This window comes from Silvimonas soli (assembly GCF_030035605.1).
In the GTDB taxonomy this organism is placed as follows: domain Bacteria; phylum Pseudomonadota; class Gammaproteobacteria; order Burkholderiales; family Chitinibacteraceae; genus Silvimonas; species Silvimonas soli.
This window is the reverse complement of record NZ_CP106736.1, coordinates 2,496,010-2,521,784: the sequence shown is the minus strand read 5'-3', so window position 1 is coordinate 2,521,784 and position 25,775 is coordinate 2,496,010. Positions and strand designations below refer to the sequence as shown.

General features: G+C 58.3%; 24 protein-coding genes and 2 riboswitches. Of the genes, 10 read left to right on the top strand and 14 right to left on the bottom strand.

The window, feature by feature from the left end; translation table 11 throughout:
- Positions 1–165: 165 nt before the first annotated feature.
- From cysW to ssuE, 10 genes are all read right to left on the bottom strand, one after another.
- Positions 166–1,026, bottom strand: coding sequence for a sulfate ABC transporter permease subunit CysW (cysW, locus tag N7220_RS11615; RefSeq protein WP_283147688.1), 861 nt, complete (start codon positions 1,024–1,026; stop codon positions 166–168).
- A 2-nt stretch (positions 1,027–1,028) separates the two neighbouring features.
- On the bottom strand, positions 1,029–1,862 hold the full coding sequence (cysT, locus tag N7220_RS11610; protein ID WP_283147687.1) for a sulfate ABC transporter permease subunit CysT: 834 nt from the start codon (positions 1,860–1,862) through the stop codon (positions 1,029–1,031).
- Between the two features lie 593 nt (positions 1,863–2,455).
- Positions 2,456–3,466: a sulfate ABC transporter substrate-binding protein gene (locus tag N7220_RS11605; protein WP_283147686.1), complete on the bottom strand. Its 1,011-nt coding sequence runs from the start codon at positions 3,464–3,466 to the stop codon at positions 2,456–2,458.
- Between the two features lie 407 nt (positions 3,467–3,873).
- Positions 3,874–4,089 carry a TOBE domain-containing protein gene (locus tag N7220_RS11600; protein ID WP_283147685.1) on the bottom strand — a complete coding sequence of 72 codons (216 nt, stop codon included), beginning with the start codon at positions 4,087–4,089 and terminating at the stop codon, positions 3,874–3,876.
- A gap of 169 nt (positions 4,090–4,258) precedes the next feature.
- Complete coding sequence (locus N7220_RS11595; RefSeq protein ID WP_283147684.1) at positions 4,259–5,083, bottom strand: ATP-binding cassette domain-containing protein; 825 nt, start codon at positions 5,081–5,083, stop codon at positions 4,259–4,261.
- An 8-nt stretch (positions 5,084–5,091) separates the two neighbouring features.
- Entirely contained in the window at positions 5,092–5,874 is a 783-nt protein-coding gene (ssuC, locus tag N7220_RS11590) for an aliphatic sulfonate ABC transporter permease SsuC (RefSeq protein ID WP_283147683.1), read from the bottom strand.
- Positions 5,875–6,173: 299 nt separating this feature from the next.
- A complete protein-coding gene (gene ssuD / locus N7220_RS11585; protein WP_283147682.1) occupies positions 6,174–7,331 on the bottom strand; it encodes an FMNH2-dependent alkanesulfonate monooxygenase in 1,158 nt (385 codons plus the stop codon).
- 84 nt (positions 7,332–7,415) lie between these two features.
- A complete protein-coding gene (locus tag N7220_RS11580) occupies positions 7,416–8,351 on the bottom strand; it encodes a sulfonate ABC transporter substrate-binding protein (RefSeq protein ID WP_283147681.1) in 936 nt (311 codons plus the stop codon).
- Between the two features lie 15 nt (positions 8,352–8,366).
- Positions 8,367–9,299: a sulfonate ABC transporter substrate-binding protein gene (locus N7220_RS11575; protein WP_283147680.1), complete on the bottom strand. Its 933-nt coding sequence runs from the start codon at positions 9,297–9,299 to the stop codon at positions 8,367–8,369.
- Positions 9,300–9,363: 64 nt separating this feature from the next.
- A complete protein-coding gene (ssuE, locus tag N7220_RS11570; protein WP_283147679.1) occupies positions 9,364–9,960 on the bottom strand; it encodes an NADPH-dependent FMN reductase in 597 nt (198 codons plus the stop codon).
- A 59-nt stretch (positions 9,961–10,019) separates the two neighbouring features.
- On the opposite strand from ssuE, the gene N7220_RS11565 reads away from it, so the two are divergent.
- Positions 10,020–10,343: a hypothetical protein gene (locus N7220_RS11565; RefSeq protein WP_283147678.1), complete on the top strand. Its 324-nt coding sequence runs from the start codon at positions 10,020–10,022 to the stop codon at positions 10,341–10,343.
- Between the two features lie 445 nt (positions 10,344–10,788).
- Here N7220_RS11565 and N7220_RS11560 read toward each other — a convergent pair whose 3' ends face one another.
- The 3 genes from N7220_RS11560 to N7220_RS11550 form a co-directional block, all read right to left on the bottom strand.
- On the bottom strand, positions 10,789–11,262 hold the full coding sequence (locus N7220_RS11560) for a DUF1090 domain-containing protein (RefSeq protein ID WP_283147677.1): 474 nt from the start codon (positions 11,260–11,262) through the stop codon (positions 10,789–10,791).
- Positions 11,263–11,363: 101 nt separating this feature from the next.
- Positions 11,364–12,635, bottom strand: coding sequence for a voltage-gated chloride channel family protein (locus N7220_RS11555; protein ID WP_283147676.1), 1,272 nt, complete (start codon positions 12,633–12,635; stop codon positions 11,364–11,366).
- Positions 12,636–12,708: 73 nt separating this feature from the next.
- A riboswitch (Fluoride riboswitch) is annotated at positions 12,709–12,781 on the bottom strand.
- Between the two features lie 53 nt (positions 12,782–12,834).
- A complete protein-coding gene (locus tag N7220_RS11550) occupies positions 12,835–13,734 on the bottom strand; it encodes a LysR family transcriptional regulator (RefSeq protein WP_283147675.1) in 900 nt (299 codons plus the stop codon).
- A 108-nt stretch (positions 13,735–13,842) separates the two neighbouring features.
- Between N7220_RS11550 and N7220_RS11545 the strand changes: the two genes are divergently transcribed.
- From N7220_RS11545 to N7220_RS11515, 7 genes are all read left to right on the top strand, one after another.
- Positions 13,843–14,850, top strand: a complete 1,008-nt coding sequence (locus N7220_RS11545; protein ID WP_283147674.1) for a bile acid:sodium symporter family protein — start codon at positions 13,843–13,845, stop codon at positions 14,848–14,850.
- Between the two features lie 154 nt (positions 14,851–15,004).
- Positions 15,005–16,027, top strand: coding sequence for a LacI family DNA-binding transcriptional regulator (locus N7220_RS11540; RefSeq protein WP_283147673.1), 1,023 nt, complete (start codon positions 15,005–15,007; stop codon positions 16,025–16,027).
- Between the two features lies 1 nt (position 16,028).
- Positions 16,029–17,516 (top strand): sugar ABC transporter ATP-binding protein, encoded by a 1,488-nt coding sequence (locus tag N7220_RS11535; protein WP_283147672.1) that lies wholly within the window; start codon positions 16,029–16,031, stop codon positions 17,514–17,516.
- Positions 17,497–18,492 carry an ABC transporter permease gene (locus N7220_RS11530; RefSeq protein ID WP_283147671.1) on the top strand — a complete coding sequence of 332 codons (996 nt, stop codon included), beginning with the start codon at positions 17,497–17,499 and terminating at the stop codon, positions 18,490–18,492. The genes N7220_RS11535 and N7220_RS11530 overlap by 20 nt, the downstream gene beginning before the upstream one ends.
- A 214-nt stretch (positions 18,493–18,706) precedes the next feature.
- A complete protein-coding gene (locus tag N7220_RS11525) occupies positions 18,707–19,669 on the top strand; it encodes a substrate-binding domain-containing protein (RefSeq protein WP_283147670.1) in 963 nt (320 codons plus the stop codon).
- An 80-nt stretch (positions 19,670–19,749) separates the two neighbouring features.
- Positions 19,750–20,799 (top strand): sugar phosphate isomerase/epimerase family protein, encoded by a 1,050-nt coding sequence (locus tag N7220_RS11520; protein WP_283147669.1) that lies wholly within the window; start codon positions 19,750–19,752, stop codon positions 20,797–20,799.
- 50 nt (positions 20,800–20,849) lie between these two features.
- On the top strand, positions 20,850–21,998 hold the full coding sequence (locus N7220_RS11515; protein ID WP_283147668.1) for a Gfo/Idh/MocA family protein: 1,149 nt from the start codon (positions 20,850–20,852) through the stop codon (positions 21,996–21,998).
- A gap of 61 nt (positions 21,999–22,059) precedes the next feature.
- Here the strand turns inward: N7220_RS11515 and N7220_RS11510 are convergent, their stop codons facing one another.
- The gene (locus tag N7220_RS11510) at positions 22,060–23,058 is read right to left on the bottom strand and encodes a sodium:calcium antiporter (protein ID WP_283147667.1); all 999 of its coding nucleotides are present in this window, start codon (positions 23,056–23,058) and stop codon (positions 22,060–22,062) included.
- A gap of 2 nt (positions 23,059–23,060) precedes the next feature.
- Positions 23,061–23,275, bottom strand: a riboswitch (yybP-ykoY riboswitch).
- Between the two features lie 112 nt (positions 23,276–23,387).
- Between N7220_RS11510 and N7220_RS11505 the strand changes: the two genes are divergently transcribed.
- Both N7220_RS11505 and N7220_RS11500 read left to right on the top strand, forming a co-directional pair.
- The gene (locus tag N7220_RS11505; RefSeq protein WP_283147666.1) at positions 23,388–24,509 is read left to right on the top strand and encodes a Card1-like endonuclease domain-containing protein; all 1,122 of its coding nucleotides are present in this window, start codon (positions 23,388–23,390) and stop codon (positions 24,507–24,509) included.
- Between the two features lie 85 nt (positions 24,510–24,594).
- Positions 24,595–25,767 (top strand): acyltransferase family protein, encoded by a 1,173-nt coding sequence (locus N7220_RS11500; RefSeq protein WP_283147665.1) that lies wholly within the window; start codon positions 24,595–24,597, stop codon positions 25,765–25,767.
- The last annotated feature ends 8 nt before the right edge of the window (positions 25,768–25,775 follow it).

The following is a 25,775-nucleotide window of genomic DNA, read 5'->3' as shown; positions in this document are numbered from 1 at the left end:
AGCGGAAAGGCAAGAGGTTCAAGGTCATCTCAATGCCTTTCCACACCGTAGGGTTTGCACGCCTCGCGTGCGAACGCGTTCAATGCAGGTGCGCATAAATGCGCACCCTACGTCACTCGTACATCAAGTGAGCGTAACGCGGCATGTGGCGTTTTTCCGGTGTCATCATAGTGCGTTGGCCCGATCCCGCGCGGCCTGCTGTTCAGTCCGCCATTCCACCCAGCTCTTCACGCCCAGTGTCACCAGCGCCAGCAAAGCCAGAATGGAGGCGCAGGCAAACGCGCCGACAAAGTTGTATTCGTTGTACAAAATCTCGACGTGCAACGGAATCGTGTTGGTCATGCCGCGAATATGGCCCGACACCACCGACACTGCGCCAAACTCGCCCATCGCCCGCGCATTGGCCAGAATCACGCCGTACAGCAAACCCCATTTGATATTGGGCAGCGTCACGCGCCAGAAGGTTTGCCAGCCCGAGGCGCCCAGGCTTAACGCCGCCTGTTCTTCTTCCGAGCCTTGCGCTTCCATCAGCGGAATCAGCTCACGCGCCACAAACGGGAAGGTGACAAACACGGTGGCCAGCACAATGCCCGGCACGGCGAACACAATCTTGATGTTGTGATCAGACAGCCACGGCCCCAGCCAGCCTTGGGCTCCGAACAACAGCATGTAGATCAAACCCGCCACCACTGGTGACACCGAGAACGGCAGGTCGATCAGCGTGATCAGTACGCTCTTGCCTTTGAAATCAAACTTGGCAATCGCCCACGCTGCAGCCACGCCAAACGACAGATTCAACGGCACGGCAATGGCGGCGGCGATCAGGGTGAGCTTGATGGCGGACCAAGCGTCGGGCTCTTTGAGCGCCTCAAAGTACAGATCAAAGCCTTTACGCAGCGCTTCGGTAAACACCGACACCAGCGGCAGCACCAGGAACACGGCAATGAACAGCAGCGCCAGCGTAATCAGCAGATATCGAACCGGACGCGATTCAGTGGTCACAATTGAACGAGGAGTCTGGGCCATGGTTATTTCCTCCGCCCCAGCCGTTTGGCCGACCACCACTGCAGGCCGTTAATCACCAGCAGCAACACGAACGACACCGCCAGCATCACCACGGCAATCGACGTTGCGCCGACGTAATCATATTGTTCAAGCTTGGAGATGATCATCAGCGGGGTGATTTCCGACAGAAACGGCATGTTGCCAGCAATAAAAATCACCGACCCGTACTCGCCAATCGCCCGCGCAAACGCCAGCGCAAAACCGGTCAGCAAGGCGGGCAACAAGGTCGGCAGGATAACTTTCCAGAAAATCTGCAAGCGACTGGCACCCAGGCTGGCGGCGGCTTCTTCCAGTTCTTTTTCCAGGTCTTCCAGCACCGGCTGCACCGTGCGCACCACAAACGGCAGCGTCACAAACGTCAGCGCAATCACCACGCCAATGCGGGTAAACGCAATCTTGATATCCCACGGTGCAAACAACTGACCAACCCAGCCGTTGGGCGCGTAGATGGTCGCCAGTGCGATACCGGCTACGGCAGTGGGCAGCGCAAATGGCAGATCAACCATCGCATCGACAAAGCGTTTGCCAAAGAACTGGTAACGCACCAGTACCCAGGCCAGCAGCAACCCACCAAACAGATTGATCACCGCCGCGAGCAGCGAGGCACCAAAGGTCAGTTGATACGACGCGACCACGCGCGGGTCGGACACGGTATGCCAGAACTGCGCCCACGGCAGGCTGGTACTCTTTAAAATCAGCGCCGCCAGCGGGATCAGCACGATCACCGATAAATAAAGCAGCGTGTAGCCCAGCGCCAGGTTAAAGCCTGGCAGCACGCTGTGTTGTTTGAAGGCCAAAAGAGTGTTCCTTGTTTTTATTGCTTATGTTTTGAAGTACGTTCTTGCGGGGTTTGGCGGCGCCTTCGGCACTGGTTTTCATACCTGGCTGTGACGCCAGTTGGTCAAAAAGGCACAGCGGTTGTTAGCCTGCTGTCGTTATTTTTTTGTTGTAGCTACTAACAACCACTGTTCCATTGGATTCCCGCCAAGGGGACCGCCCAGGTCGGGAATGTCGAAGTAAAGAATTACGCAATGCCGTTGCTGTTGTTACAACTCCCCCTGGCACGCCACCCAGCAAACCACGCCGACCGAGAGCCGGAGACCCTCAGGCTCCGGCCGACCGAGGGAACGCAGGATGCGCGCAGAGAACACTGGTAAACAGTCTGTTCGTTTCGGCTTTTGACCTTGGGCCCCGTTTGCGCTTGCGCTGTCGGGTCGCCTTTTGCTACCCCGCTCTGCGGGACTTTTGGTTTCTTTTCTTTGGCGACGCAAAGAAAAGAAACGTGCTCCCCGGCACCCCGGGGTATCAAATGCCTTTAAACACCCGTGCCGAAGGCACTAACATTGCCAGTATCGCGCCCCGGAATGCTGCGCGAATCCGGGCTACATAATTAGCGTTTAGCAACTGACGCCGCAATCTTGTCGTACACCCCACCATCCGCAAAATACTTCGCCTGCGCTGCCTGCCAGCCACCGAAGTCGTTAATACCAAACAGCTTCACATTCGGGAACTGGCTGGCGTGCTTGGCAAATACGGTTTTGTCACGCGGGCGCAGATAGTTTTCAGCGGCGATCTCTTGCGCTTGCGGGCTCCACAGCCAGTTCAGATATTCCTGCGCGGCTTTGCGGGTGCCTTTCTTGTCGACCACTTTGTCGACCAGCGCTACCGGCGGCTCGGCTTCAATCGACACGCTCGGGTACACCACATCAAAGTTACCGCGACCAAACTCGCGGGCGATCATTTCGGCTTCGTTTTCAAATGTCACCAGCACATCGCCAATGCCACGCTGCATGAAGGTGGTGGTGGCGCCACGGCCACCCGCTTCCAGCACCGGCACGTTTTTCAGAATGGCGGCTTCAAAATCAGCGGCTTTTTGCTCGTTGCCACCCGGCTGGCGCAGCGCATAACCCCACGCGGCGAGGAAGGTGTAACGGCCATTGCCGGAGGTTTTCGGGTTCGGGAAGATCACCTGCACACCCGGCTTGGCCAGATCGTTCCAGTCCTTGATGCCCTTGGGATTACCCTTTTTGACGATCAGTACCTGCATGGAGGTAAACGGCGCCGAGTTATCCGGCAGACGCTTGGCCCAGTCGGTAGGCAGCAGCTTGGCTTTATCCGAAATGGCGTCGATGTCGTTGTGCTGGTTCATGGTCACCACGTCGGCTTCCAGACCATCAATCACCGACCGCGCCTGCTTGCTGGATGCGCCGTGCGACATCTGGATCGTCACTTTGTCTTTGAACTTGTCCTGGTAGTACTTGGCGAAGGCCGGGTTGTAGTCCTTGTAGAAGTCACGCATCACGTCGTAGGACACGTTCAGCAAGGTGACATCGGCAAAAGCAGGGACAGCGATGGCGCCAGCCAGAACAGCGGCGATCAGCTTGGTGGTGATGTGGGACATGGAAACTCCATTTATGTGCGGTTGGCAGCGATTCTCGCCGATTCTTATATTCCTACAAAGGCTGATTCGCTACTTGTATATATCTAACCACTAAAAAGCGAACAGGGACGCGGTCTGCGTCCCTGTTCGGGTCTTGCGGTTGAACCTTCGGATTCATCGGTTTCCCCTCAAGGAGGGGACGGAAGGACTGGGAATCAACCAACAGATCGCGCCGATTAGCTGTAGGGTGTGCATTCATGCGCACCGAAAGATCATGGTGATAGCCCTTGAACGCGTTCGCTCGCCAGCGAGCAAACCCTACAATTGCTTGCCCCCCAAAAACGCACAAGGACGCGGTCTGCGTCCCTGTTTGGGTCATGCGGGCAAGTCCGCACGTTCATCCGATTGCCTCTGTCAGAGGCCACCAATCACAACGTTGCGATCGAAACCTCAGTCGATTTCACGAACGCAATCACCTCAGTGCCAGGCTTCAAATCCAGCTCTTTTACCGAGCGAGTGGTGATCACCGAAGTCACAATGCCCGAAGGCGTGGTGACGTCCACTTCTGACAAAACCGGGCCTTCAATGATTTCTTTGATGGTGCCGCGGAACTGATTGCGAACGTTGATGGATTGGATTGCCATGGTGTGTTGCTCCAGTAGATTAGATGTGATGTTTTTTGTGCCGCCCGACGGCTTGGTGCCTGAAGCATTTTGCTGGCGGCGTTCAAAGCGGGTGGTGACAAACCCAGCGTAACAGCCCCTTTTTATACATCAAAGTAATTTGATTTTTGTTTTATATAACCATTAGAAATTAAAGAGCCCACCGTAATGCCGACGGCACAATCGGTTCTATCGCTACTAGCTCATGCGGCTGGCCAGCGGGTTCCGGCAAAGACAGCACGCGCGCTAGGATACGTTCTTCCAGCGCGGCAAACGCCGCCGTACCGCGTGAACGGCTGCGGGGTAGATTGATGGGTTGATCCAGCCCGATACGGCCTTCTTCAATCAAAATCACCCGGTCTGCCAGGGCCACGGCTTCTTGCACATCGTGCGTTACCAGCAACACGGTAAAGCCATGTTTTTGCCACAGGCGCTCTATTAATTGGTGCATCTCTATACGGGTGAGCGCATCGAGCGCGCCTAGTGGTTCGTCCAGCAACAACAAGCGTGGTTGATGGATGAGCGCCCGCGCCAGCGCCACGCGTTGACGTTGCCCGCCAGAAAGCTGGCTGGGCCATTTGTTGGCGTGTTCAGCCAGGCCCACTTCCGCCAATGCGGAGATGGCTTCGTCATGCCAATCGCCCTTCAGCCCCAGGCCCACGTTCTGCACCACGCTTTTCCAGGGCAGCAAGCGCGCGTCCTGAAACATCAAACGGGTGTCTTGTTTGAAGGCAGCGTGCGGTTTGCCATTGGCCAGAATCTGCCCGGATGACAATTGATCCAGCCCGGCAATCAAGCGCAACAAAGTGGATTTGCCGCAACCGGAGCGCCCGACCAGCGCGACAAACTCGCCCGCATTCAGTTGCAGATCCAGTTGGTGCAGCACCGCTTTGTCATCAAAGCGTTTGCTCACGCCGGTTAGTTGCAACGCCGCGCCGGTCTGGCCCAATACATGGTCTTGCAAAGGTGCGTTCATGGCAGATCTCATCCCTTTTGATATGCCGGATGCCAGCGTAGCCAGCGCCGTTCCAGCCAGCGGGCGAACACATCCGAGAATTTGCCCAGCAAGGCGTAAAGCAGAATCGACAACACCACCACATCTGTCTGCAGAAACTCGCGGGCGTTGGTGGCGAGGTAACCGATGCCGGAACTGGCCGAGATGGTTTCGGCCACGATAAGCAAAATCCACGCAAAGCCCAGCGCAAAGCGCACCCCGACCAGAATCGACGGCAGCGCGCCGGGCAGAATCACGTCGCGAAACAGCGGCCAGCCTTTAAGGCCGTAATTGCGCGCCATTTCTACCAGGCCGCTATCTACCGATTTGATGCCGTGATACGTGTTGATATACACCGGAAACAGCGTGCCAAACGCCACCAGAAACAGCTTGGCGCTCTCATCAATGCCAAACCACAAAATGACCAGCGGAATCAGCGCCAGCGGCGGAATGGTGCGGATCATCTGCACCGTGCTATCGAGCACCAGCTCACCCCGGCGCGATAAACCAGTGATCAGTCCCAGCAGCAAACCAATGCTGCCGCCAATGGCAAAACCGGCCATGGCGCGGACAAAACTGATTTTCAGATGCAGCCACAATTGGCCAGAAGCCGCGAGTTGCTCACCAGCCTTAAGCACCGCCAGCGGCGCGGGCATGACGCGGCTATCAATCTCACCCGCACTGGATGCCGCTTGCCACGCCACGATCAGCAGCAGCGGCACCAGCCACGGCGTGGCTTGCCGGGCCAGGTGGGATGTCCATTTATTTGCCATTTAAAATTTCTCCAGAACGTAGAGCTGCTGGTCTTCAAATCATCTCTTGCGATGTCAGCCGGATTGGCGAGGCATCCCCAACCTCGGCGGTCCCCTTGGTGGGAATCCAGTGGCAGTGCCTGCATGACAGCCCTCCGCTCACATTCTCACCTCCGCCCCCCAGCGCAAACCTAAGCTGCCCACGCGCGCGCTCATTCTTAGCAGCGCCGCAGCTGGATTCCCGCCTGCGCGGGAATGACGAATCGGTTTCGTAGCCCGGATTCCCGCTTCGCTCCATCCGGGCTACGGAAGCCATGCGATCAGCTTTGCGCAACCTTCAGCACCGCAGGTGGCAAATCATTGGCAACGATCTCGCCAAATGGTCCGGTCAGATTAGCTTTGGCGGGTCTTTGCGATTGTTCAGATAACGGCAGCAGCGGAAACACCAGTTCGGCAAAACGGTAAGCTTCTTCGAGATGCGGATAACCGCTGAAAATAAAGCTCTCAATACCAATGTCCGCGTACTCCTTGATCCGGGCGGCGACTTCTTCCGGGCTGCCGACCAGCGCGGTCCCCGCACCGCCGCGCACCAGACCGACGCCGGCCCACAGGTTAGGCGAGACTTCGAGTTTGTCGCGACGGCCACCGTGCAAGGCGGCCATGCGTTGCTGGCCCACCGAATCAAAGCGCGAGAACGCTTTTTGCGCGGCGGCGATGGTGTCGTCGGTGACGTGGCTGATCAACTCGTCGGCGGCGGCCCAGGCGGCCTCACTGGTTTCACGCACGATCACATGCAGGCGAATGCCAAATTTCACGGTTCGGCCCAGCTTGGCTGCTTTCTCGCGCACGGCGGCGATTTTCTCGGCCACAGCGGCAGGCGGCTCACCCCAGGTCAGGTAGACATCCACCTGTTCGGCGGCCAGATCGACCGCAGCGGGTGATGAGCCGCCAAAATACAGCGGCGGATACGGCGATTGCACTGGCGGGTAGAGCGTTTTGGCGCCCTTGACCCTGATGTGCTTGCCTTCAAAATCCACCGACTCGCCTTCCAGCACGCCGCGCCAGACCTTGAGGAATTCATCGGTCACTTCATAACGTTCGTTGTGATCCAGCCAGATGCCGTCACCGGCCTGTTCATCCGGATCACCACCAGTGACCACGTTGATCAGCACGCGACCGTTAGAGATGCGATCCAGCGTGGCGGCCATGCGAGCGGAGACGGTCGGCGAAATGATGCCGGGGCGAATCGCCACCAGGTAGCGCAGGCGTTCGGTCAGCGGTGCCAGCGAACTGGCCACCACCCACGCGTCTTCGCACGAGCGGCCGGTGGGGATCAGTACGCCGTAGTAACCCAGTTCATCGGCAGCCTGGGCGATCTGCTTCAGATAAGCATGATTAACGCTGCGCGCGCCGTGGCCGGTGCCCAGATATCGGCCGTCGCCGTGGGTCGGCAAAAACCAGAAAATATTCAGACTCATGATGTATTCCTTGTGGCCTGGCCTGACGCCAAGCGTATCAATCAAAAACTCAAAATGGAATGGGGCGAATCGACGGAACCGTGTTCAATGACGCACCACGATGTCGGCCACGTTCACCGGATGCGGAATCAAGCCTTGCGTGGCAAAACGATCGGCCAGCTTTTGTTGCTCAAGCACGGTTTTGTCATCCAGCCAGCCCACGCGATAGTTCGGATGGCGCGCCAGTACTTGTTCAAAAGTGGCCTGGTCGAGCCCGACATAAGCCGACAGCAATTTCGCGGTGTCGCTTGGGTGCTGTTCCATAAACTCGCTATTGCGGGTCAGTTCTTCAAACACCGTATTCAGCAGTGCTTTGTTGCGCCGGGCGTATTCGCGGCTGGCGAGGTAGAAGGTCTGGTTACTGGTCAAACCTTCGGCGGTCGCCAGCACGCGCGGGTTGAGCGCTTTTTCAGCCGAAGCGTAATACGGGTCCCAGATCACCCAGGCATCCACGGCGCCACGCTCGAAAGCAGCACGCGCATCGGCCGGAGCCAGATATGCGGGCTGGATGTCTTCCCATTTCAGCCCGGCTTTATCCAGCGCGCGCAGCAGCAAAGCGTGCGAACTCGAACCCTTTTGCAAAGCAATGCGTTTGCCTTTCAGGTCCGCCATTTTTTTGATGCTGGCGTCTTTGGCCACCAGGATTGCCGCTGCCTGTGGTTTGGCCGGTTCATAACCCACATAAACCAGCTTGGTCCCAGCCGCCTGGGCAAACAGTGGTGGCGTGTCGCCGGTCATGCCAAAGTCCACCGACCCGGCATTGAGTGCTTCAAGCATTTGTGGACCAGCCGGAAACTCGACCCACTTCACGGAGGTCCCCGCGCCCAGCCGTTGTTCCAGCATGCCCCGGCTTTTGAGCACGATCAGATTGAACGAACTCTTCTGAAAACCAATGCGTAGTTCATCAGCATGAGCCGGAAGTGCTGCGGCTACTGCCACGACCAGCCCCGCCATCAGTCCTGTCAGTTGTCGCAGCAACATCGTTTTCTCCCCGCCTTATTTGAGCAGCGCGTCTTGCACTTTGACGGCCACCGGAATCAAACCCAGATCGTGGAAGGTATCGGCGATCTTTTGCTGTTGAGCTGCCACTTGCGGGCTGACTGACTGCAGACCCAAGGTATTGCGCGGCAAGGTGCTGGCAACCACCTCCACCGGCAAACCGATCTGTTGCGACAACTCTTTGGCCGCTTCAGCGGTATTGGCATTGGCCCATTGGTCGGTGACTTGCAGTTCGTTCAGCACTGTTTTGACAATGCCTGTCTGGCTGGTAGCAAATTTGCGGCTGGCCAGAATGAACTGATAGTTGTTTACCAGCCCTTTACCGTCACGCAGCGTACGTACGCTCAGTTGCGCTTCGGCTGCGGCCAGGTATGGATCCCAGATCACCCACGCATCTACCGCGCCTTTGGCAAACGCGGCACGAGCATCGGCGGGCGGCAGGTAAACCGGCTGGATATCGCTCAGTTTCAACCCCGCTTCTTCCAGCGCTTTGACCAACAGGTAATGCACGTTGGAGCCCTTGTTCAGCGCCACTTTCTTGCCCTTGAGGTCTTTCACCGATTTGATCGGCGAATCTTTAGGCACCAGGATCGCTTCGGCTTGCGGCGCTGGCGGCTCGTTGGCCACGTAGACCAGTTGCGCGCCAGCGGCCTGGGCAAATACGGGCGGGGCTTCACCGGTCAGGCCGAAATCCACCGCACCGACGTTCAGCGCTTCCAGCAATTGCGGACCACCGGGGAACTCGGTCCAGCTCACTTTCCAGCCTTGGCCCTCGAGTTTTTTCTCCAGCGTGCCGCGTGCTTTGAGCAGGGTGAATACACCGTATTTTTGATAGCCAATCCGTACGGTCTGGTCGGCGGCATGGGCCGGAGCAGTTAAGGCCAAACCGAGCGCCAACGTGGCGATGGGGGCAAGCAATTTGCGCAGCATGAGCGTTTCTCCAGCGTGTTGTTTTTGTGATGTTGAGTTGTTGTTGGTGGCTCTGCAGGTGCAATCAGAGACTGACGCGACCAAGCCGCAATTGCGCGTGCAGGGTGTTCGGGTCCAGCTGAACATGGCCCGGGTTGGGCAGGTGAGTGATAAACCGTGACAGCGCTACATGCAGGCGATCATCAATTTCTGGCGACAAATGCAGCACATCGCCCTCGCCCCAGGTCAACTCTTTGTCGGTAGCGTAGATACCGCCAAGCACGTGCCGCGCTTTAAGTGCCGTGAGCACCGGCTGCAGCGAGTAATCCACCGCCAGCATGTGGGCCGGGCTACCGCCAGTGGCCAGCGGCAATACCGCGTGATGCGCCAGCGCCCGCTCTGGCAACAAATCCAGAATGACCTTGAGTGCGCCGCTATACGCCGCTTTGTAGACCGGCGTGCTGACGATCAGGCCATCAGCATGAGCGACTGTCTCTTGCAGGTATTTGATGGATGGGTGATCGAACTGCGCATGCAGCAGCGCCTCAGCCGGAAAATCGGCCAGCGTAAAGGTTTTGATCTCAATACCCTGCTGCGCCAGCACCTGCGCCGCGCGATTGAGCAAACCTTGCGAGCGGGAGCGAACACTGGGACTGCCAGAGATGGTCACGACGACGGGCATTTAAATTCCTTTTGGGACTATCAGTCAGGATTGATGTGTCGAAAACGGAATTTAAAGCGATGTCTTTATTTCCACAAAGACTTTTGAATATTCTTTTTATTCTTAAACGAGATAAAGAATTGAGCAGTTATATGGAAAGTGCGGGAATGGGGAGGAGAGGCGGAAACAGAGCGGGAATCGGGGGAGTGACGTGGGCAATTTCAAATGCCAGTGGATACTGGCGCATTGCCCCCGGATTCTCGCTGACGCTTCATCCGGGCTACGGGGCTGTAATGCCTTATCGTGCAACTTGCCTCGCCGGGAAAGAGCCACCGAAGAAGAAGTCGTACCCAATCCAGCGGCCAATGGAGAAAAACGCATCATCCGTTGGCCAGTTTTTGTAGCCCGGATGGAGCGCAGCGGGAATCCGGGCTACGGGCGGCTAGCAAACAACGCGACTGAGCACGCCGACAGAGAGCCGGAGACCTTAGGCTCCGGCCGACCGAGGGAACGCCGGAGGCGCGCAAACAATCCTGGCATACAGACGGTTTGCTTCCCCCTGAACCTGCACTCGAAGCATTCTGCATCGTCGTGGGGGTACCCCCGAGGGGCACGGCTTTTGACCTTGGGCCCCCTTGCGGCAGCGGGGTCGCCTTTTGCTATCCCGCTCTGCGGGACTTTTGGTTTCTTTTCTTTGGCGACGCAAAGAAAGGTGTCGTGCTCCTGGTCGCCACCGGGTATCAAATACCTTTAAAACCCGTGCTGCGGGCACTAACAAAACAAGCTTTTGAAGTTGAGTCTGAAGTTGCGGCGGGTTACACCCGCCCTACAAACCCCTCACGAAAAACCTCATGGCTTCGCCCGCCGAAACTCATCCAGTTCCCGTTGTGACCTGGCCAGATCGCGCTCGTCGTCGTCCAGTTCTTTCTGCGCTTTGCTGATTTTCTTGTTCAGTTTGTCGATCAACTGGTGGTCGCCATCATCGCGTGCCTGGCGCAGGTTTTCCTGATGACGGCTGAGTTTTTCGCGTTCTTCGTTCACGTCACGCTGATCGTCATCCACTTCCGCCACCAGCTTGCGTTCATGTGCGTCGCGCTCGGCTTGCATGCGTTCGGGGGTGCAATACTGGTTAACGTTGGCCAGCGCGCTACGCAAACCAGCAGCCTGGTGGCTGTTGTGATGGGCTTCGGCGTATTTCAACTGCTGCTCAATCGATTGGCGTTTGGCATTGCAGTCGGCTGGCGCGGAGCTGGCAAAGGTTGGAGCGGCAAACAGCAGGCAGGCGACGGCGCCGGTATGGGTAGCGAGAACGCTGATATTCATGAGATTCCTTCTGGAGACACGACCCGTTGTACGCGCCTGTTATCCAATATGACAGGCGTGAGCCCCATCAGGCAGCCAAACCATTGAATCCGTTCATGGTTTTATTTACGTTCGGTCAAATCGCCGACGCGCACATCTTCGGTAAACCGCCGCCACTTGCCACCGCCCACGCGCTGGGACTTGTAGATACCGGTATGGCCGGAGAACAACCAGCTCATCACACATGCTGCAGCGGCATACACGCCAATCTCGCCGCCAAACAGTTCAACCGCCATGACGGCTGAGGCAATCGGTGTATTCGCGGCACCGGCAAACACTGCGACCAGCCCCAAACCAGCGAATAAACCGATCGGCATATGCAGCAGCGGAGCCAGCACGTTGCCCAAGGTTGCGCCGATAAAGAACAGCGGCGTCACTTCACCGCCTTTAAAGCCGCTGGCCAGCGAAGCTACCGTGGCGACCAGTTTGGCAGCAAAATCCCACGGCAAAACCGGGTGCTGAAATGCCTCTACAATCACCGGCACACCCAAGCCAAGATAACGTTCGGCGTGGCACAGCCAGGCTACCAACGCGAACACCGCGCCGCCGACCAGCGCGCGCAGCGGCGAATATGGCAGCAGTCGTTTCAGCAAGGCAGTGAGCCGATGCGTGCCTTGCGCAAACACCATGCCGGTGATGCCAAACAAAGCACCTGCCAGCAAAGTGGCAGCCATGCCCCAAGCGGAAACCGGTGGAATCGCGCCCACCACATAATGGGTATGGTGCGCGCCCCAAAGCAGACACACCTGATCCGCCGCGACCGCCGCTATCAGACACGGAAATAGCGCGTCATAGCGCAGCCGACCAATTGCCAGCACTTCCAGCCCAAACAAAGACCCGGCCAGCGGCACCCCAAAAATTGAAGCAAACCCGGCGCTCAGCCCACTCATAAGCAGAATGCGACGGTTTTCCGGGGTGAGTTTGAAGATGCGGGTGAGTTGGTCGGCGAGAGCCCCGCCCATCTGCACTGCTGTGCCTTCACGGCCCACCGAAGCGCCAAACAGATGCGAGATCACGGTGCCGATCAACACCAGTGGTGCCATGCGTAAGGGCACCATTTTTTTGGGGTCGTGGATTTCGTCGATCAGCAGGTTGTTGCCGGCCTCGACCTGCGTACCGAACTTGAGATACACCCACGCCACGACAAACCCGGCCAGTGGCAGCAGAGCCAGCAACCAAGGGTGAGTGAGCCGCGTGCCGGTCGCCCAATCCAGCGCAAATAAAAACAGCGCCGAAGCGGAGCCCGACAGCGCGCCGACGACCAGCGCCAGCGGCGTCCAGCAAGCCACGTAGGCCAGCAGGCCCCGTAATTCAGTCAGAAAGGGATATTTCATGGGGCGATCCGGGTGTTCTGGTTTGGGTACTCAAACATCCCGGACGAGTGGCGCGCCTGCGGCTCCCGTCCGGGAAACCGTAGGCATCATCAGCCCTGCAAGAAGTGCCGGGCGGTTCAGGGAGGCATGCCATCTCCCAAAGTCAAACGAGTATAGCGGCAGCGCCACTTGGCGAGCAATCCCGCTGCGTTGCGCCGCGCTATCCGGGATACAGTTCTTTGGCCATTTGCCGCACCAGCGCCCACACCACCTCGGCCGCTGGCGAGAGCGAACGGTTGCGCCGACGCGCCAGCATGATCTGCCGGTTCACCTCTGGCGCCAGTGGCCGCATGGTCAACCCTGAAGACTCTGGCAACGGCAGCGCCAGTCTCGGCATCACCGAAATGCCGATGCCCGTTTGCAGCATGCGAAACACGGTGGTCGGGTGCCCCAGTTCCTGCACCACGGTATAACTCACGCCATGGCGCGCCAGTTCCTGGTCAATGAGCGGGCGACTGCCGGAGGCGTAATCCAGCAGCACCAGCTTTTGCCGATCCAGTTCTGCCCAATGCACGCTCGCTTTGCGCGCCAGCGGGTGAGTCTGCGGCAGGATCAGGCAGAACGGGTCTTCCATGATGGTTTCGGTGTGTAGTTCATCGGCCGATTGCGGGTCAACAATTACCCCAAAATCCACCTCGCCGGTCAGCACGCTCTGGATGGTCAGCCGCTGCACCTGGTCATGCAACACCAGCGAAATTTGTGGATAGTGCTTGAGCGAGCGCGCCACACAAGCGGGCATCAGATTGGCCGAAATAGTCGGGCTGCTGGCCACGCGCACTCGGCCCCGGCGTTGCTCGCCCACATTGCGCGCGGCTTGCAATGTGGTTTCCAGCTCATCGAGCAAGCGCCCTACTTCGCCCACCAACCCGGTTCCTTCGGCAGTGAGCAACACTTCACGCGTGGTGCGATCCAGCAACTTGATGCCGATTTCGTTTTCCAGCTCACGAATGCAACGGCTCACCGCCGGTTGGGTCAGGCCGATGACATCGCCCGCCCGGCTAAAGCTGCGGTGTTCGGCCACCGCCAGAAAAACGCGCAATTGCCGCAGGGAGACATTCATACGTTTAAATCATGAATAGATCAGATAAATGAATTTGTATTTTATACCTCGTTTTGATTCAATGAGTTGCAAATTGCATAACCTCCCGGCCACCGAACTGGATTCACCATGAAACGCCCGCGCTTTCTGCCTGATAACTTCACCCTGGCGCTGATCGCCACCGTGATCACCGCCAGCTTCTTGCCGGTGCAAGGGCACACTGCCGTGGCCTTCGGCTGGGTAACCAACTTTGCGATCGGGCTGCTGTTCTTTTTGCATGGCGCCAAGTTGTCACGCGAGGCGGTGATTGCGGGCGCCACGCACTGGCGGCTGCACGCGGTGGTTATGCTTTCCACCTTTGTGATGTTCCCGTTGATCGGGGTAATGCTCAAACCACTGTTGTCGCCGCTGGTCACGCCCGATCTGTACATGGGCGTGCTATTTCTGTGTGCGCTGCCCTCCACCGTGCAATCGTCGATTGCGTTTACCTCAATGGCGCGTGGCAATGTGCCTGCGGCCATTTGCAGCGCGTCGGCATCCAATTTGTTTGGCATTTTTCTGACGCCGGTGATTGTCGGCCTGATGATCAGCGGCACTGGTAAAGGCGGATTCTCGTTTGATTCGATCCTGAGCATTGTCGAGCAACTGCTACTGCCGTTCATTGCCGGCCAGATCGCCCGCAAATGGATAGGAGGCTGGGTTGATCGCAACAAGGGCGTGCTCAAATATGTGGATCAGGGCTCGATTTTGCTGGTGGTATACGCCGCTTTCAGCGAGGCCGTGGTGCAAGGTTTGTGGCACAACACACCGGTAAGTGCACTGTGCGCCATTGTGGTGGTCAATATCGCGCTGCTGGCCCTGGTGCTGACGCTAACCACTTATGGCAGCCGGGCGCTGGGCTTTAACAAAGAAGACGAGATCACCATTGTGTTCTGCGGCTCCAAAAAGAGCCTGGCCAGTGGCGTGCCAATTGCCAATGTCTTGTTTGCTGGTCACGCGGTAGGTGCCATCGTGTTGCCGCTAATGTTGTTCCACCAGATTCAGTTGATGACCTGCGCGGTACTGGCGCAAAAATACGCCCAGCGAAAAATGGCCAAATCAGCAGAGGCACCGCTGGCTGTGGCGACGCCAAAGTAAAATCACGTATAGGGTGGATTCGGCGCAGCCAATCCACCCTGCGGCTTCTCGCCTCTTTCTACCCTCCCTTACCCCGCGCCGCACCATCGAAATTTATTGCACTTGGCAATGAATGCTCCTAAAAATGTAATCGATTACATTAGACTACATTTTGATGCCGCGAATCAGCCAAGCCACCTCTGCCAGTCCAGTATCCATTGCCGCTGTCGCCCGTCACGCCGGGGTTTCGGTGGCGACGGTGTCGCGCGTGCTGAACGGGCAAGAAGTGGTCAAAGCCGATACCCGCGACAAGGTGATGGCGTCGGTGGAAACCCTGGGCTATCGCATCAACGAACTGGCGCGCAATCTGCGCACCGCCGAAAGCCGCTTGTTGCTGACCATGGTGCCGGATGTCGGCAATCCGTTTTACGCCGAGATCGTGCGCGGCATTGATAGCGTGGCGCGGCAGCAGGGTTACTTTGTTTTGCTGTGCGATACCGGCGCGGATGTCGGGCGCGAACGCAGTTATTTTGATCTGCTCCGCCGCCGCCGCGCCGACGGAGCCATCTGCCTTGACCCGGACACCGTGCAGCACGCGCTGGCGCAAGAAGCGGCCACGCTGCCGTGGGTAGCGTGCTGCGAGTTTGATCCGGATATGGCCGTGCCCTATGTCGGCATTGATAACCGCGCCGCCGCGTTCGAGGCCGTGCAACATTTGCTGGCACGCGGGCACCGGCGCATTGCGCTGATCAACTCGGATGAAACATATCTCTATGCCCGGCAGCGCAAACAAGGCTGGCTGGATGCGCTGAGTGCAGCCGGAATCACCGCTGATCCGGCCCTGAGCGTGAACGTGCAAAGCCTGGATTACGCGGCGGGTAACGCGGCCATTCGTGAGCTTATGGCGCAAGCAAAGCCGCCGACCGCCGTGTTTGCGGTGTCGGATACCTTGGCGATTGGCGTGCTGGCCGGTTTGCGCAGCATAGGAAAACGGGTGCCGGAAGACGTGGCCGTGGTGGGGTTTGACGATATTGCCCTGGCCACGCAAAGCGACCCGCCACTCACCACCATCGCCCAGCCCATGCGTGAACTGGGCGAAACCGCCGCGCGTTTGTTGCTGGAACGGCTGGCAAACCCGACAGCGCAATTGCCCGGCGTGCTGTTAAACCACCAACTGATCGTGAGAGCGAGTAGCTGATATGAGCCTCTCGGTGCGATTTGATGCCATCAGCAAACGCTTCGGCCCGGTCGAAGTGCTGCATGAAGTGAGCTTTGAAATTGCACCGGGCAAGGTGTACGGCTTGTTGGGGGAAAACGGCGCAGGCAAATCCACGCTGATGAAAATCCTCGCGGGCTATGAGACAGCCAGCAGCGGCGAGATCTTCATCAATGGCGAACAGCACAGTTTTGGCAGCTCTCGTCAGGCTGAAGCCAGCGGCATTGTGCTGATCCACCAGGAACTGAATCTGGCCGAGCACCTGACAATTGCGCAGAATATTTTCCTCGGACACGAGCTTAAACGCGGCTGGTTGCTGGATGAAACCAGCATGGCCAGCATCACTCGCCAGCATCTGCAGCAAGTCGGGCTGGATGCCGCGCCGGATACGCCACTGCGCAATCTGATCGTGGCCGAGAAACAGATGGTGGAGATTGCCAAAGCGCTCTCGCGCCACGCCCGTTTGCTGATCATGGATGAACCCACCGCCACGCTCACCCCGAGTGAGACGGAGCGCTTGTTCGGACTGATCAACAAGCTCAAGGCCGATGGCGTCACCATTTTGTATATCTCGCACAAGCTGGATGAAGTTGAACGCATTACCGACGAGATCATCGTCATGCGCGATGGCCGCTTTGTGGCGCGCGAACACACTGCCAACGTCAGCCGCCAGCAAATGGCCAATTTGATGGTCGGGCGCGAGTTGTCAGATATGTTCCCCACCAAAACCCCGCCCGCTGCCGACGCGCCACGTGCGTTGCGGGTGACTGATCTGTGCGTGCCCGGTTGGGCGCAAGACCTGAGCTTTGAAGTGCGCGCCGGGGAGATTCTGGGATTCGCCGGGCTGGTTGGCGCGGGCCGGACGGAATCATTCGAGGCCATCGTCGGGCTGCGCAAACGCACGGCGGGGCAGATTGAATTGGGTGGTCGCGCGGTGGCGATGCACAACCCGCGTCAGGCCATGCAGCAAGGGCTCACCTATCTGAGTGAAGACCGCAAAGGCAAAGGCCTGCACGTGAACATGGGCCTGCGCGAGAACCTGACGCTGATGACGCTGGAGCGTTATGCCGCGCCCTTCCTGAATGTCGGTGCGGAAACTGCCGCGCTGGCCGGAGCCGTGCGCGAGTTCGGCATCCGCACCGGCGATCTGGATAGCAAGGCCCGCATGCTCTCGGGGGGCAACCAGCAAAAGCTGGCGCTGGCCAAGTTTCTGCATCCCGACCCGAATGTGATCGTACTGGATGAACCCACGCGCGGCGTAGACGTGGGTGCCAAGCGCGATATTTACTTTCAGATTCACGCACTGGCTGCCAGTGGCCGCGCGGTGATTGTGATTTCCAGCGAGTTGATTGAATTGATTGGCCTGTGTCATCGCGTTGCCGTGATGCGCGCGGGCCGCCTGCAAGCCACGCTCGGCATCGAGCAACTGACCGAAGAGGCCTTGATCGCACATGCAACCGGCACCCACTGAAACCGCGCGTCCTTCTACGCACTGGCTGTCAAAACTGCATGCGGTTGGCCCACTGCTGGGGCTCATCGTCTTGTGCATTGGCGGCACCTTGCTGAATCGCGATTTCGCCACACTGGATAACCTGATGAACGTGCTCACGCGCACGGCTTTCATCGGCATCATCGCCGTGGGCATGACCTTTGTGATCATTTCTGGCGGCATCGATTTGTCCGTCGGCTCGATGGCGGCGCTGATCGCCGGCAGCATGATTGTGCTGATGAACAAGCTGGCCAGCAGCGGGCTGGCGGGCATCACCATTGTGTTGCTGGGCATTGCCCTGGCGCTGATCTTGGGTGCGCTATTTGGCGTGATGCACGGGCTGCTGATTACCAAGGGGCGGATCGAGCCGTTCATTGTCACGCTGGGTACGCTGGGCATCTTTCGCGCCGTGCTGACCTGGCTGGCCGACGGCGGCGCGCTGACGCTGGATAACACGCTCAATGATCTGTATGGCCCGGTGTATTACGCCAGTTTTCTGGGCGTACCGGTGCCCATCTGGGTGTTTTTGCTGATGGCGGCAGGCGGCGTGATCATCCTGAACCGCACGGCATTCGGGCGGCACGTACAGGCCATTGGCTCCAACGAACAAGTGGCGCGCTACGCGGCCATCCGCGTTGATCGGGTCAAGATCATTACCTACGCACTTCTCGGTTTGTGCGTGGGTGTCGCCACCGTGCTGTACGTGCCGCGGCTGGGTTCGGCCACGCCCACTACCGGCTTGTTGTGGGAGCTGGAAGCCATTGCTTCGGTCGTGGTTGGCGGCACTGCACTTAAAGGTGGCGAAGGCCGGATGCTGGGCACGGTAATCGGCGCGATTCTGCTATCGGTGATCAGCAATATTCTTAATCTCACCAGCATTATCAGCGTGTACCTGAACGCAGCCGTTCAGGGCGCGGTGATTATTGTGGTGGCGTTTTTGCAGCGCGGGCGCCGCTAGTCTGGGGTCCTCCAGAAAACTGCCCTGGCTGTGTTATCCGCCCAGGCCGTATCGAAACAGTTTTCTGAAGGACTCCGTTTAAGGAGCAATGAAGTGGCAGTAGATGGGTAATACGCAATAACAACGACTCTGTGCAGTACCCGGGCGCCAACCGCGCCAGCCCAATCCGGTTTTTGCCTATGCGGCGAGCCGGGAAAACAGGAGAGAGAACACCATGAAAGGCTTTACTCAAGTATTGAGCGCCGGTGTATTGGCGCTGGCAGCCACGGCAATCAGCCCGGCTTTTGCAGCAGAAAAAGTCACGTTGGGCGTGTCGATTCCCACCGCTGACCACGGCTTTACGGGCGGGATTGTGTGGTGGGCGAACGAGGCAAAAAAAGATCTGGAGAAGAAATATCCCGATCTGAAAGTCATCGTCAAAACCGCCGCCAACGCGCCGGAACAAGCCAACCAGTTGCAGGATCTGGTGACGGTCAACAAGATCAACGCGCTGGTGATCTTCCCGTATGAATCCGCCTCGCTCACGCAACCGGTGGGGCAGGTGAAGAAAAAGGGCGTGTATGTAACCGTGGTGGATCGCGGCCTGACGGATACCAGCGCACAAGATGCCTATGTGGCCGGTGACAACACCGCTTTCGGCAAATTGCCAGCGGAGTATCTGGTCAAACAGTTGGGCGGCAAAGGCAACATCGTGGCACTGCGCGGCATTCCGACCACACTGGATAACGAGCGTTATGACGCGTTTTCTGGCGTCATCAAAAACTCGCCAGACATGAAGATTCTGGATGCCAAATATGCCAACTGGAATCGCGACGACGCCTTCAAAGTCACCCAGGATTTCCTGACCCGCTTCAAGAGTATCGACGCGGTCTGGGCGGCGGATGACGACATGGCCGTGGGCGTGCTCAAAGCCATCGACCAGGCCAAACGCACCGATATCAAGATCGTGTTTGGCGGCGCAGGCTCCAAAGGTATGGTGAAAACCATTCTTGATGGCAGCAACAAACTGATCAAGGCCGACGTCTCGTACTCGCCCAAGTTTATCTACGACGCGGTCAAACTTACCGCCGAAGCCCGGCTGAAAGGCGACAAACTGCCAGCTACCACCATCATTCCATCGGTACTGATCACCAAGGACAACGCCAAGGAATTTTACTTCCCGGATTCGCCGTTCTGAGGCGTGAAGAAGCGTAGCCCGGATTGCGCCGCAATTGATCCGGGCTACGTGCTTTGAACAGCGGAAAGAGGATTTTCATCATGAAAACCATCAAAGGCCCGGCTATTTTCCTTGCCCAGTTCATGGGCGACGCAGCGCCGTTTGATACGCTACCGCGACTGGCGCAATGGGCGGCTGGGCTGGGTTATGAGGCGGTCCAGATTCCGGCTGATCCGCGTTTGCTTGATTTGCAACTGGCGGCGACCAGCCAGACTTATTGCGATGATCTGCACGGCATGCTGGCCGGATATGGCATTCAGATATCCGAGTTATCTACGCATCTGCAAGGACAGCTGGTGGCGGTGCATCCGGCTTATGACAGCCTGTTTGATGGCTTTGCTGCGCCAGCCGTGCGTGGCAATCCACCGGCGCGGACCGCGTGGGCGATTGAGCAACTCAAGCTCGCTGCGCAAGCATCGCAACGCCTGGGTTTAAGCGCGCATGTCACATTCAGCGGCGCACTGGCATGGCCTTATTTTTACCCGTGGCCACAACGCCCGGCTGGGCTGGTGGAAGCGGCATTTGCCGAGTTGGGTAAACGCTGGCTGCCCATTTTGCAGGTGTTTGACGAGGCGGGTGTGGACGTCTGCTACGAGCTGCATCCCGGCGAAGACCTGCACGATGGCGTGACTTTCGAGCGCTTTCTGGATGAGGTCGGCCAACATCCGCGCGCCAATATCCTGTTCGACCCCAGTCACATGGTGGTGCAACAAATGGATTACCTGGCGTTTATCGACATCTATCACGCCCGCATCAAGGCGTTTCACGTGAAAGACGCCGAGTTCCGCCCCGATGGCCGCCAAGGTGTTTATGGCGGTTACAACGGCTGGGTGAACCGTGCCGGGCGGTTCAGATCACTGGGCGATGGTCAGATCGACTTCAAGGCCATCTTCTCGAAAATGGCGCAATACGACTTTCCCGGCTGGGCCGTGCTGGAGTGGGAATGCGCGCTCAAGCATCCGGAAGACGGCGCACGCGAAGGCGCTGCGTTTATTCGTGAACACATTATTCGCGTGGCCGAGCGGGCGTTTGATGACTTTGCCGGTAGCGGCGTGGATCACGCGCAGTTAAAGCAGTTGATGGGCTTGTGATCGCAGGCTGGATGGGCAATGCCATCCTGGTAACGCAACGAGGACACACAATGAATCGACGTTTACGTCTTGGTATGGTCGGCGGCGGGCAAGGCGCGTTTATTGGCGCGGTGCATCGGCTGGCTGCGCGGGTTGACGACTGTTACGAACTGGTCGCGGGAGCCTTGTCGTCGGACCCGCAACGTGCCGCTGCCAGCGCAGCAGACACTCGTATCGACCCCGCCCGCAGTTACACCGATTACCGCGAAATGGCTCGCGCCGAAGCCGCGCGCGAAGATGGCATTGATGTGGTCGCGATTGTCACACCCAACCACTTGCATGCTCCGGTCGCGACGGCTTTTCTGGAAGCAGGCATCCACGTGATCTGCGATAAACCGTTGGCGATTTCGCTGGCGGAAGGCCTCGCGTTACAACAACTGGCGCGCAGCAAGAACAAGCTGTTTGCGCTGACTCACACCTATTCCGGTTACCCGCTGGTACGCCACGCCAAACAATTGATCGCTGACGGCGCGCTGGGTGACATCCGCGTGGTGCAAGTGGAATACGCGCAAGACTGGCTGTCCGAGCCACTGGAACTGACCGACAACAAACAGGCCGGTTGGCGAGCCGACCCCAAGCGCGCCGGACCCGCCGGATGCCTGGGCGATATCGGCACCCACGCGTATCACCTGGCCGGATATGTCAGCGGGCAATACCCGCGCTCCATTGCCGCCGAGTTGCATACCTTTGTGCCAGGTCGCCAGCTGGATGATCACGTGCAAGCCATGTTGCGCTATGCCAATGGCGCGCGCGGCATGTTGTGGGCTAGCCAGGTTGCCGCAGGCGAAGAAAACGCGCTGTATTTGCGCATCTACGGCACCAAAGCCGGGATCGCCTTCGACCAGCAAAATCCTAACGAATTGCTGTTTACGCCTTTGGGCGGCGAAACCCAGCGGCTCACCCGAGGCCGCGTGCAAAGCGCAGAGGCCATTCACGCGACCCGCGTACCACCAGGGCATCCGGAAGGTTATCTGGAAGCGTTCGCCCAGCTATATCGGGATGCCGCCTTGCAGATTCTGGCGCTGGATGAAGGCCTGGCTATCCCGCCCGCCAGCCGTTTATTGACGACGGTGGATGACGGCGTGGCTGGCATGCAGTTCATTGACGCCGTGCTGAAAAGCCACGCCGCCGACGGGCGCTGGGTGGAAGTCGCACCGTAAATAGCACTACGGCGCAGGGTGGATTGCCTGACTGAAAATCCACCCTGTGTGTCCTGGCTAATTACCCGTAAAAATGCACGCCCACGTAAACCGCGAACACCGCATACAACAGACCAACCGCCACTAGCTTGCGACTGTCTACCTGGCCACGGCGGAACAGATTCCATAGCACCACGATGGCACAGGCGGTGATGATGCCCGATACCAGCAACGGGCCATCAAAGCGCCACGGCGTGAAGAACAAGCCAAGTGCGCTCGGGATGGTGGCCTGAATCATCATGGCGCCAGAGATATTGGCCAGCGCCAGCCGCTCTTTGCCCTGGCGCACCCAGATCAGCGTGTTCATGATTTCCGGCAACTCAGTGGCGACCGGGCTCAGCAGCAACGCGACGATATGCGGGGCGATCCCCAGCGCGGCACCGATGCTTTCCAGCTGCGCGACAAAGGTATGCGAGGCCACGGCGATCACGCCCAGCGCCAGCAACGACTGCAACGCTGCCCAGCCCATCGAGGCGTTTTGGGGCCGCAACTTTAGTGGTTCGAGTTCTTCCTCTTCTGGCGCAGTTTCCGCCGAGGTAATTTCACGCCAGACGTAGATCGCGTAGGCCGCCAGGAACAACACCCCCAGCCACGGTTTGATGGTAAACGCCACCAGCCCCAACGCCACCTTGAATACAAAGATGGAGAGAAACGCCAGTTGGTCGTGCGCCAGCCGTTTGTGATCGACTTGCACCAGCCGATCCGCCCGTTGCAGACGGCGACGATTGAGCCACAGCGCGCCACCGACCACGGCATAAGCCACCGTCGCCAGCACCAGCGGGCCACCCATGGCCGCGCCCACGCCAATATCCCGCGCCTGATCGGTTTTGCCGAAAACCACGGCGGTGAACGTTACGGCGCTTTCGGGCAAGGCGGTGCCAAACGCCGCCAGCACAGTGCCGACGGCAGTGGCGCCCAGCTTCATATGGCGACCACACCACTCGATGCCGTTCACGAAGTATTCACAGGCCAGGTAAATGGCCAGCGCAGAAATAAAAAACAGGAAGATCGTCAGGATCATGGGAGCACGCAAGGCCGGGCAAGCTAGAGATAACCAATGGCGCAACGATGCGGCTTGCCCGGCGCGGGTAAGCACATCGTGGCCAAAGGTCTCGCCGGGCGTCCGGTACAGAACCGGATGCTGATCACGCCATGAAGCAGTGCGCTTCAAGTTTGTTGACGTGACCTCTTCTCAACGCGAATCGCGCGGAAGATAGCTACTCCCCAATGACAACGGGGCGGATTCTGGCAGCGTTTGGCGACACGCGCAAGCCTGGCAGGACAAGCGCGATATTTGCGATATATGCTACGCCCTGCCCTCGCCTCTTACGCTATACGGACACACACCTGATGGATCGCCACCTGATTGCCTTTGCCGACGCCTCCGAGCCGGATTTGATCACCCCCGCGCTGGATGCCCGCTTCAAGGTGCGCAATGTCACGCTATTGGCCGATGCGGGCAATGTCAGCCGCGCCAACTACATTGCCAGCGTGTGCCGCGATGCCAATCTCAATACCTCGGTGATGCCCATCCCGCATGGCTGGCACCCGGAACCCATCCGCGTGCGCCTGAAAGAGATCATCGCGCGCGGCGAGTTACCGTATTTGTTCAATCTGTCTGGCGCGAACCCGATTCACAGCGCCATTGCCCACGAGGTTGCACTGGGCCATCAAGTACCGGCGTTTGTGGTGAACCCATCCAGCGACCAGATCCACTGGCTGGCCCACGCGCCGGGTGATTTGCCCAGCGATGATGGCAACGTGCAAGACCGGCTGACGCTGGAAAGTTTCTTTGCGGTATATGGTATCGAGATTGTCTCGTGCAGCCGCCGTTTGCATCGGCCCAAACCGCAAATGGATGCCGCCGCTGACGTGCTCGCCCACCTGGCCGTGCAGCACCCGGAACTGATCAACAAGCTCAACGGCGTGTGCTCGTTGCTGACCGCCGAACATGAAACACGCAACCCCATCCCCAACCATCCGGCGTTGTTGTCGGCCCTGCGCGCCACTGGCCTGTGCCGCATCCTGCCGGATTTACGACTCAATCTGGCCCAGTTTGATTCGCGCCAGTTTCTGGGCGGCGGCTGGTTTGAATGGTGGTTGCTGCACCAGGTAGAAAGCCTCACCCCGGGCATGCCGATCCAGGACGCCGCAGCCAGCGTACGGGTGCGTTTGCCTAATGATGTTTCCAACGAGTTTGATGTGGCGATCCTCAGCAATAACCATCTGTATCTGATCGAAGCCAAAACCATCAACGCCGGTATGACCGACAAAGGCATCGGCCTGCCAACGTTGTTCAAGCTCGATAGCGTATCCACCCTCGGCGGCTTGCACGCCGACGCCATGATCGCCAGCTTGTCTCTGCCCACGCTGCGCGAAGCCAACCGGGCAATGGCGCAGGATATCGAAATCGTCGCCGGGCATGCGTTAACGCTGGTGCAATCGCATTTGCGGGATTGGTTGCGGGATTAATAGCTCAAACCGTAGCCCGGTTAAAGCCAGGCGAGAATCAAGAACACAAAAACTGAAGACGCCCACCCCGCGCCCGGAATTTTGCATGACTGCCAATCCTTCAATCCAGCCCGGGCGCCATAACGGCCTGGATACGTTACGTGCCTTGGCCATTACGCTGGTGTTTATGTATCACTACGCCGCGTTCGTGAGTGGTGAATACACCTTTGGTCTGGGCAGCGAATTGGGCTGGATGGGGGTGGATTTATTCTTTGTGCTCAGCGGTTATCTGATTGCCAATCAGCTATTGGCTGGTTTGGTCGCTCGGCGCAAATTATCACTTAAAGCATTTTATGTGCGCCGTGCTCTGCGCACGCTCCCGGTCTTCTGGGTGGTATTGGCGCTGTACTTTGCCTTTCCGTCAATCATGGGTGGCAATACGCCGCCCGCACTCTGGCGCTTTGTCAGCTTTACCCAGAATTGGCAATTGCAACCAGGCACGGCGTTTTCGCATGCCTGGTCTTTGTGTATTGAAGAACAGTTTTATCTGGTGTTGCCGCTGATTTTGCTGGCGGGAGCCAGGTTTGGCACAAGCCGCACCCAGGCGTGGCTGGTATTGGCGGGATTAATCATCACCGGCATCGTTAGCCGAACTCTGCTCTGGCAGGCGTATAGCCAAGGTAGCGCGAACCACACGGACTATTTCTATTACGCCAATATCTATTACACCACCTTATGCCGCGCCGATGAATTCCTGCCCGGCGTGGCAATCGCGCTGATCAAACATCTGCGTCCCGCGTTCTGGCAAAAGCTGATCCAGCGTGGCCAGCGCAACTTGTTTGCCGGCGTAGTCGCAATCACCCTGGTCATGTGGGGCATGCACCAGTCGTACTACGTGGCGAATCATGGCTACGGCTTCTGGATGACCACTTTTGGCTATTCGCTGGGTGCAATGGCCTTTGGCTTGCTGGTTATAGCGGCGCTGAGCCCGTCTAGCTGGCTTGCCCGCGTGCGTATTCCGGGTGCGTATACCTTGGCCATCTGGTCGTACTCGTTCTATTTGATCCACAAACCCGTGGCGCATATCGTGCAGCAACTGCTTAAACCAATGGGAGTGCCCGGCTCGCTCTTGCTGGTTGTGGTGACGCTGGCGTGTTTGCTGGCGACATGGCTGCTTCATCACTGGATTGAGCAACCCGCAATGCGCTGGCGTGACCGGCACTTGCCAGGCAATTTTGAAAAGCCGGTGATACCCACCTTGGCCGTCCAGCAAACTTGATAGCGGGG

Excerpts from the sequence above, each read along its gene's own strand:
- N7220_RS11535 (WP_283147672.1), top strand. The coding sequence starts at position 16,029 with ATGAGCCTCTCGGTGCGATTTGATGCCATCAGCAAACGCTTCGGCCCG.
- N7220_RS11600 (WP_283147685.1), bottom strand. The coding sequence starts at position 4,089 with ATGGCAATCCAATCCATCAACGTTCGCAATCAGTTCCGCGGCACCATC.
- N7220_RS11540 (WP_283147673.1), top strand. The coding sequence starts at position 15,005 with ATGCCGCGAATCAGCCAAGCCACCTCTGCCAGTCCAGTATCCATTGCC.
- ssuE (WP_283147679.1), bottom strand. The coding sequence starts at position 9,960 with ATGCCCGTCGTCGTGACCATCTCTGGCAGTCCCAGTGTTCGCTCCCGC.
- N7220_RS11545 (WP_283147674.1), top strand. The coding sequence starts at position 13,843 with ATGAAACGCCCGCGCTTTCTGCCTGATAACTTCACCCTGGCGCTGATC.
- N7220_RS11565 (WP_283147678.1), top strand. The coding sequence starts at position 10,020 with ATGTCTTTATTTCCACAAAGACTTTTGAATATTCTTTTTATTCTTAAA.
- ssuC (WP_283147683.1), bottom strand. The coding sequence starts at position 5,874 with ATGGCAAATAAATGGACATCCCACCTGGCCCGGCAAGCCACGCCGTGG.
- N7220_RS11500 (WP_283147665.1), top strand. The coding sequence starts at position 24,595 with ATGACTGCCAATCCTTCAATCCAGCCCGGGCGCCATAACGGCCTGGAT.
- N7220_RS11550 (WP_283147675.1), bottom strand. The coding sequence starts at position 13,734 with ATGAATGTCTCCCTGCGGCAATTGCGCGTTTTTCTGGCGGTGGCCGAA.
- N7220_RS11580 (WP_283147681.1), bottom strand. The coding sequence starts at position 8,351 with ATGTTGCTGCGACAACTGACAGGACTGATGGCGGGGCTGGTCGTGGCA.
- N7220_RS11515 (WP_283147668.1), top strand. The coding sequence starts at position 20,850 with ATGAATCGACGTTTACGTCTTGGTATGGTCGGCGGCGGGCAAGGCGCG.
- ssuD (WP_283147682.1), bottom strand. The coding sequence starts at position 7,331 with ATGAGTCTGAATATTTTCTGGTTTTTGCCGACCCACGGCGACGGCCGA.
- N7220_RS11555 (WP_283147676.1), bottom strand. The coding sequence starts at position 12,635 with ATGAAATATCCCTTTCTGACTGAATTACGGGGCCTGCTGGCCTACGTG.
- N7220_RS11510 (WP_283147667.1), bottom strand. The coding sequence starts at position 23,058 with ATGATCCTGACGATCTTCCTGTTTTTTATTTCTGCGCTGGCCATTTAC.
- N7220_RS11525 (WP_283147670.1), top strand. The coding sequence starts at position 18,707 with ATGAAAGGCTTTACTCAAGTATTGAGCGCCGGTGTATTGGCGCTGGCA.
- N7220_RS11530 (WP_283147671.1), top strand. The coding sequence starts at position 17,497 with ATGCAACCGGCACCCACTGAAACCGCGCGTCCTTCTACGCACTGGCTG.
- N7220_RS11560 (WP_283147677.1), bottom strand. The coding sequence starts at position 11,262 with ATGAATATCAGCGTTCTCGCTACCCATACCGGCGCCGTCGCCTGCCTG.
- N7220_RS11575 (WP_283147680.1), bottom strand. The coding sequence starts at position 9,299 with ATGCTGCGCAAATTGCTTGCCCCCATCGCCACGTTGGCGCTCGGTTTG.
- cysW (WP_283147688.1), bottom strand. The coding sequence starts at position 1,026 with ATGGCCCAGACTCCTCGTTCAATTGTGACCACTGAATCGCGTCCGGTT.
- N7220_RS11520 (WP_283147669.1), top strand. The coding sequence starts at position 19,750 with ATGAAAACCATCAAAGGCCCGGCTATTTTCCTTGCCCAGTTCATGGGC.
- N7220_RS11605 (WP_283147686.1), bottom strand. The coding sequence starts at position 3,466 with ATGTCCCACATCACCACCAAGCTGATCGCCGCTGTTCTGGCTGGCGCC.
- N7220_RS11595 (WP_283147684.1), bottom strand. The coding sequence starts at position 5,083 with ATGAACGCACCTTTGCAAGACCATGTATTGGGCCAGACCGGCGCGGCG.
- N7220_RS11505 (WP_283147666.1), top strand. The coding sequence starts at position 23,388 with ATGGATCGCCACCTGATTGCCTTTGCCGACGCCTCCGAGCCGGATTTG.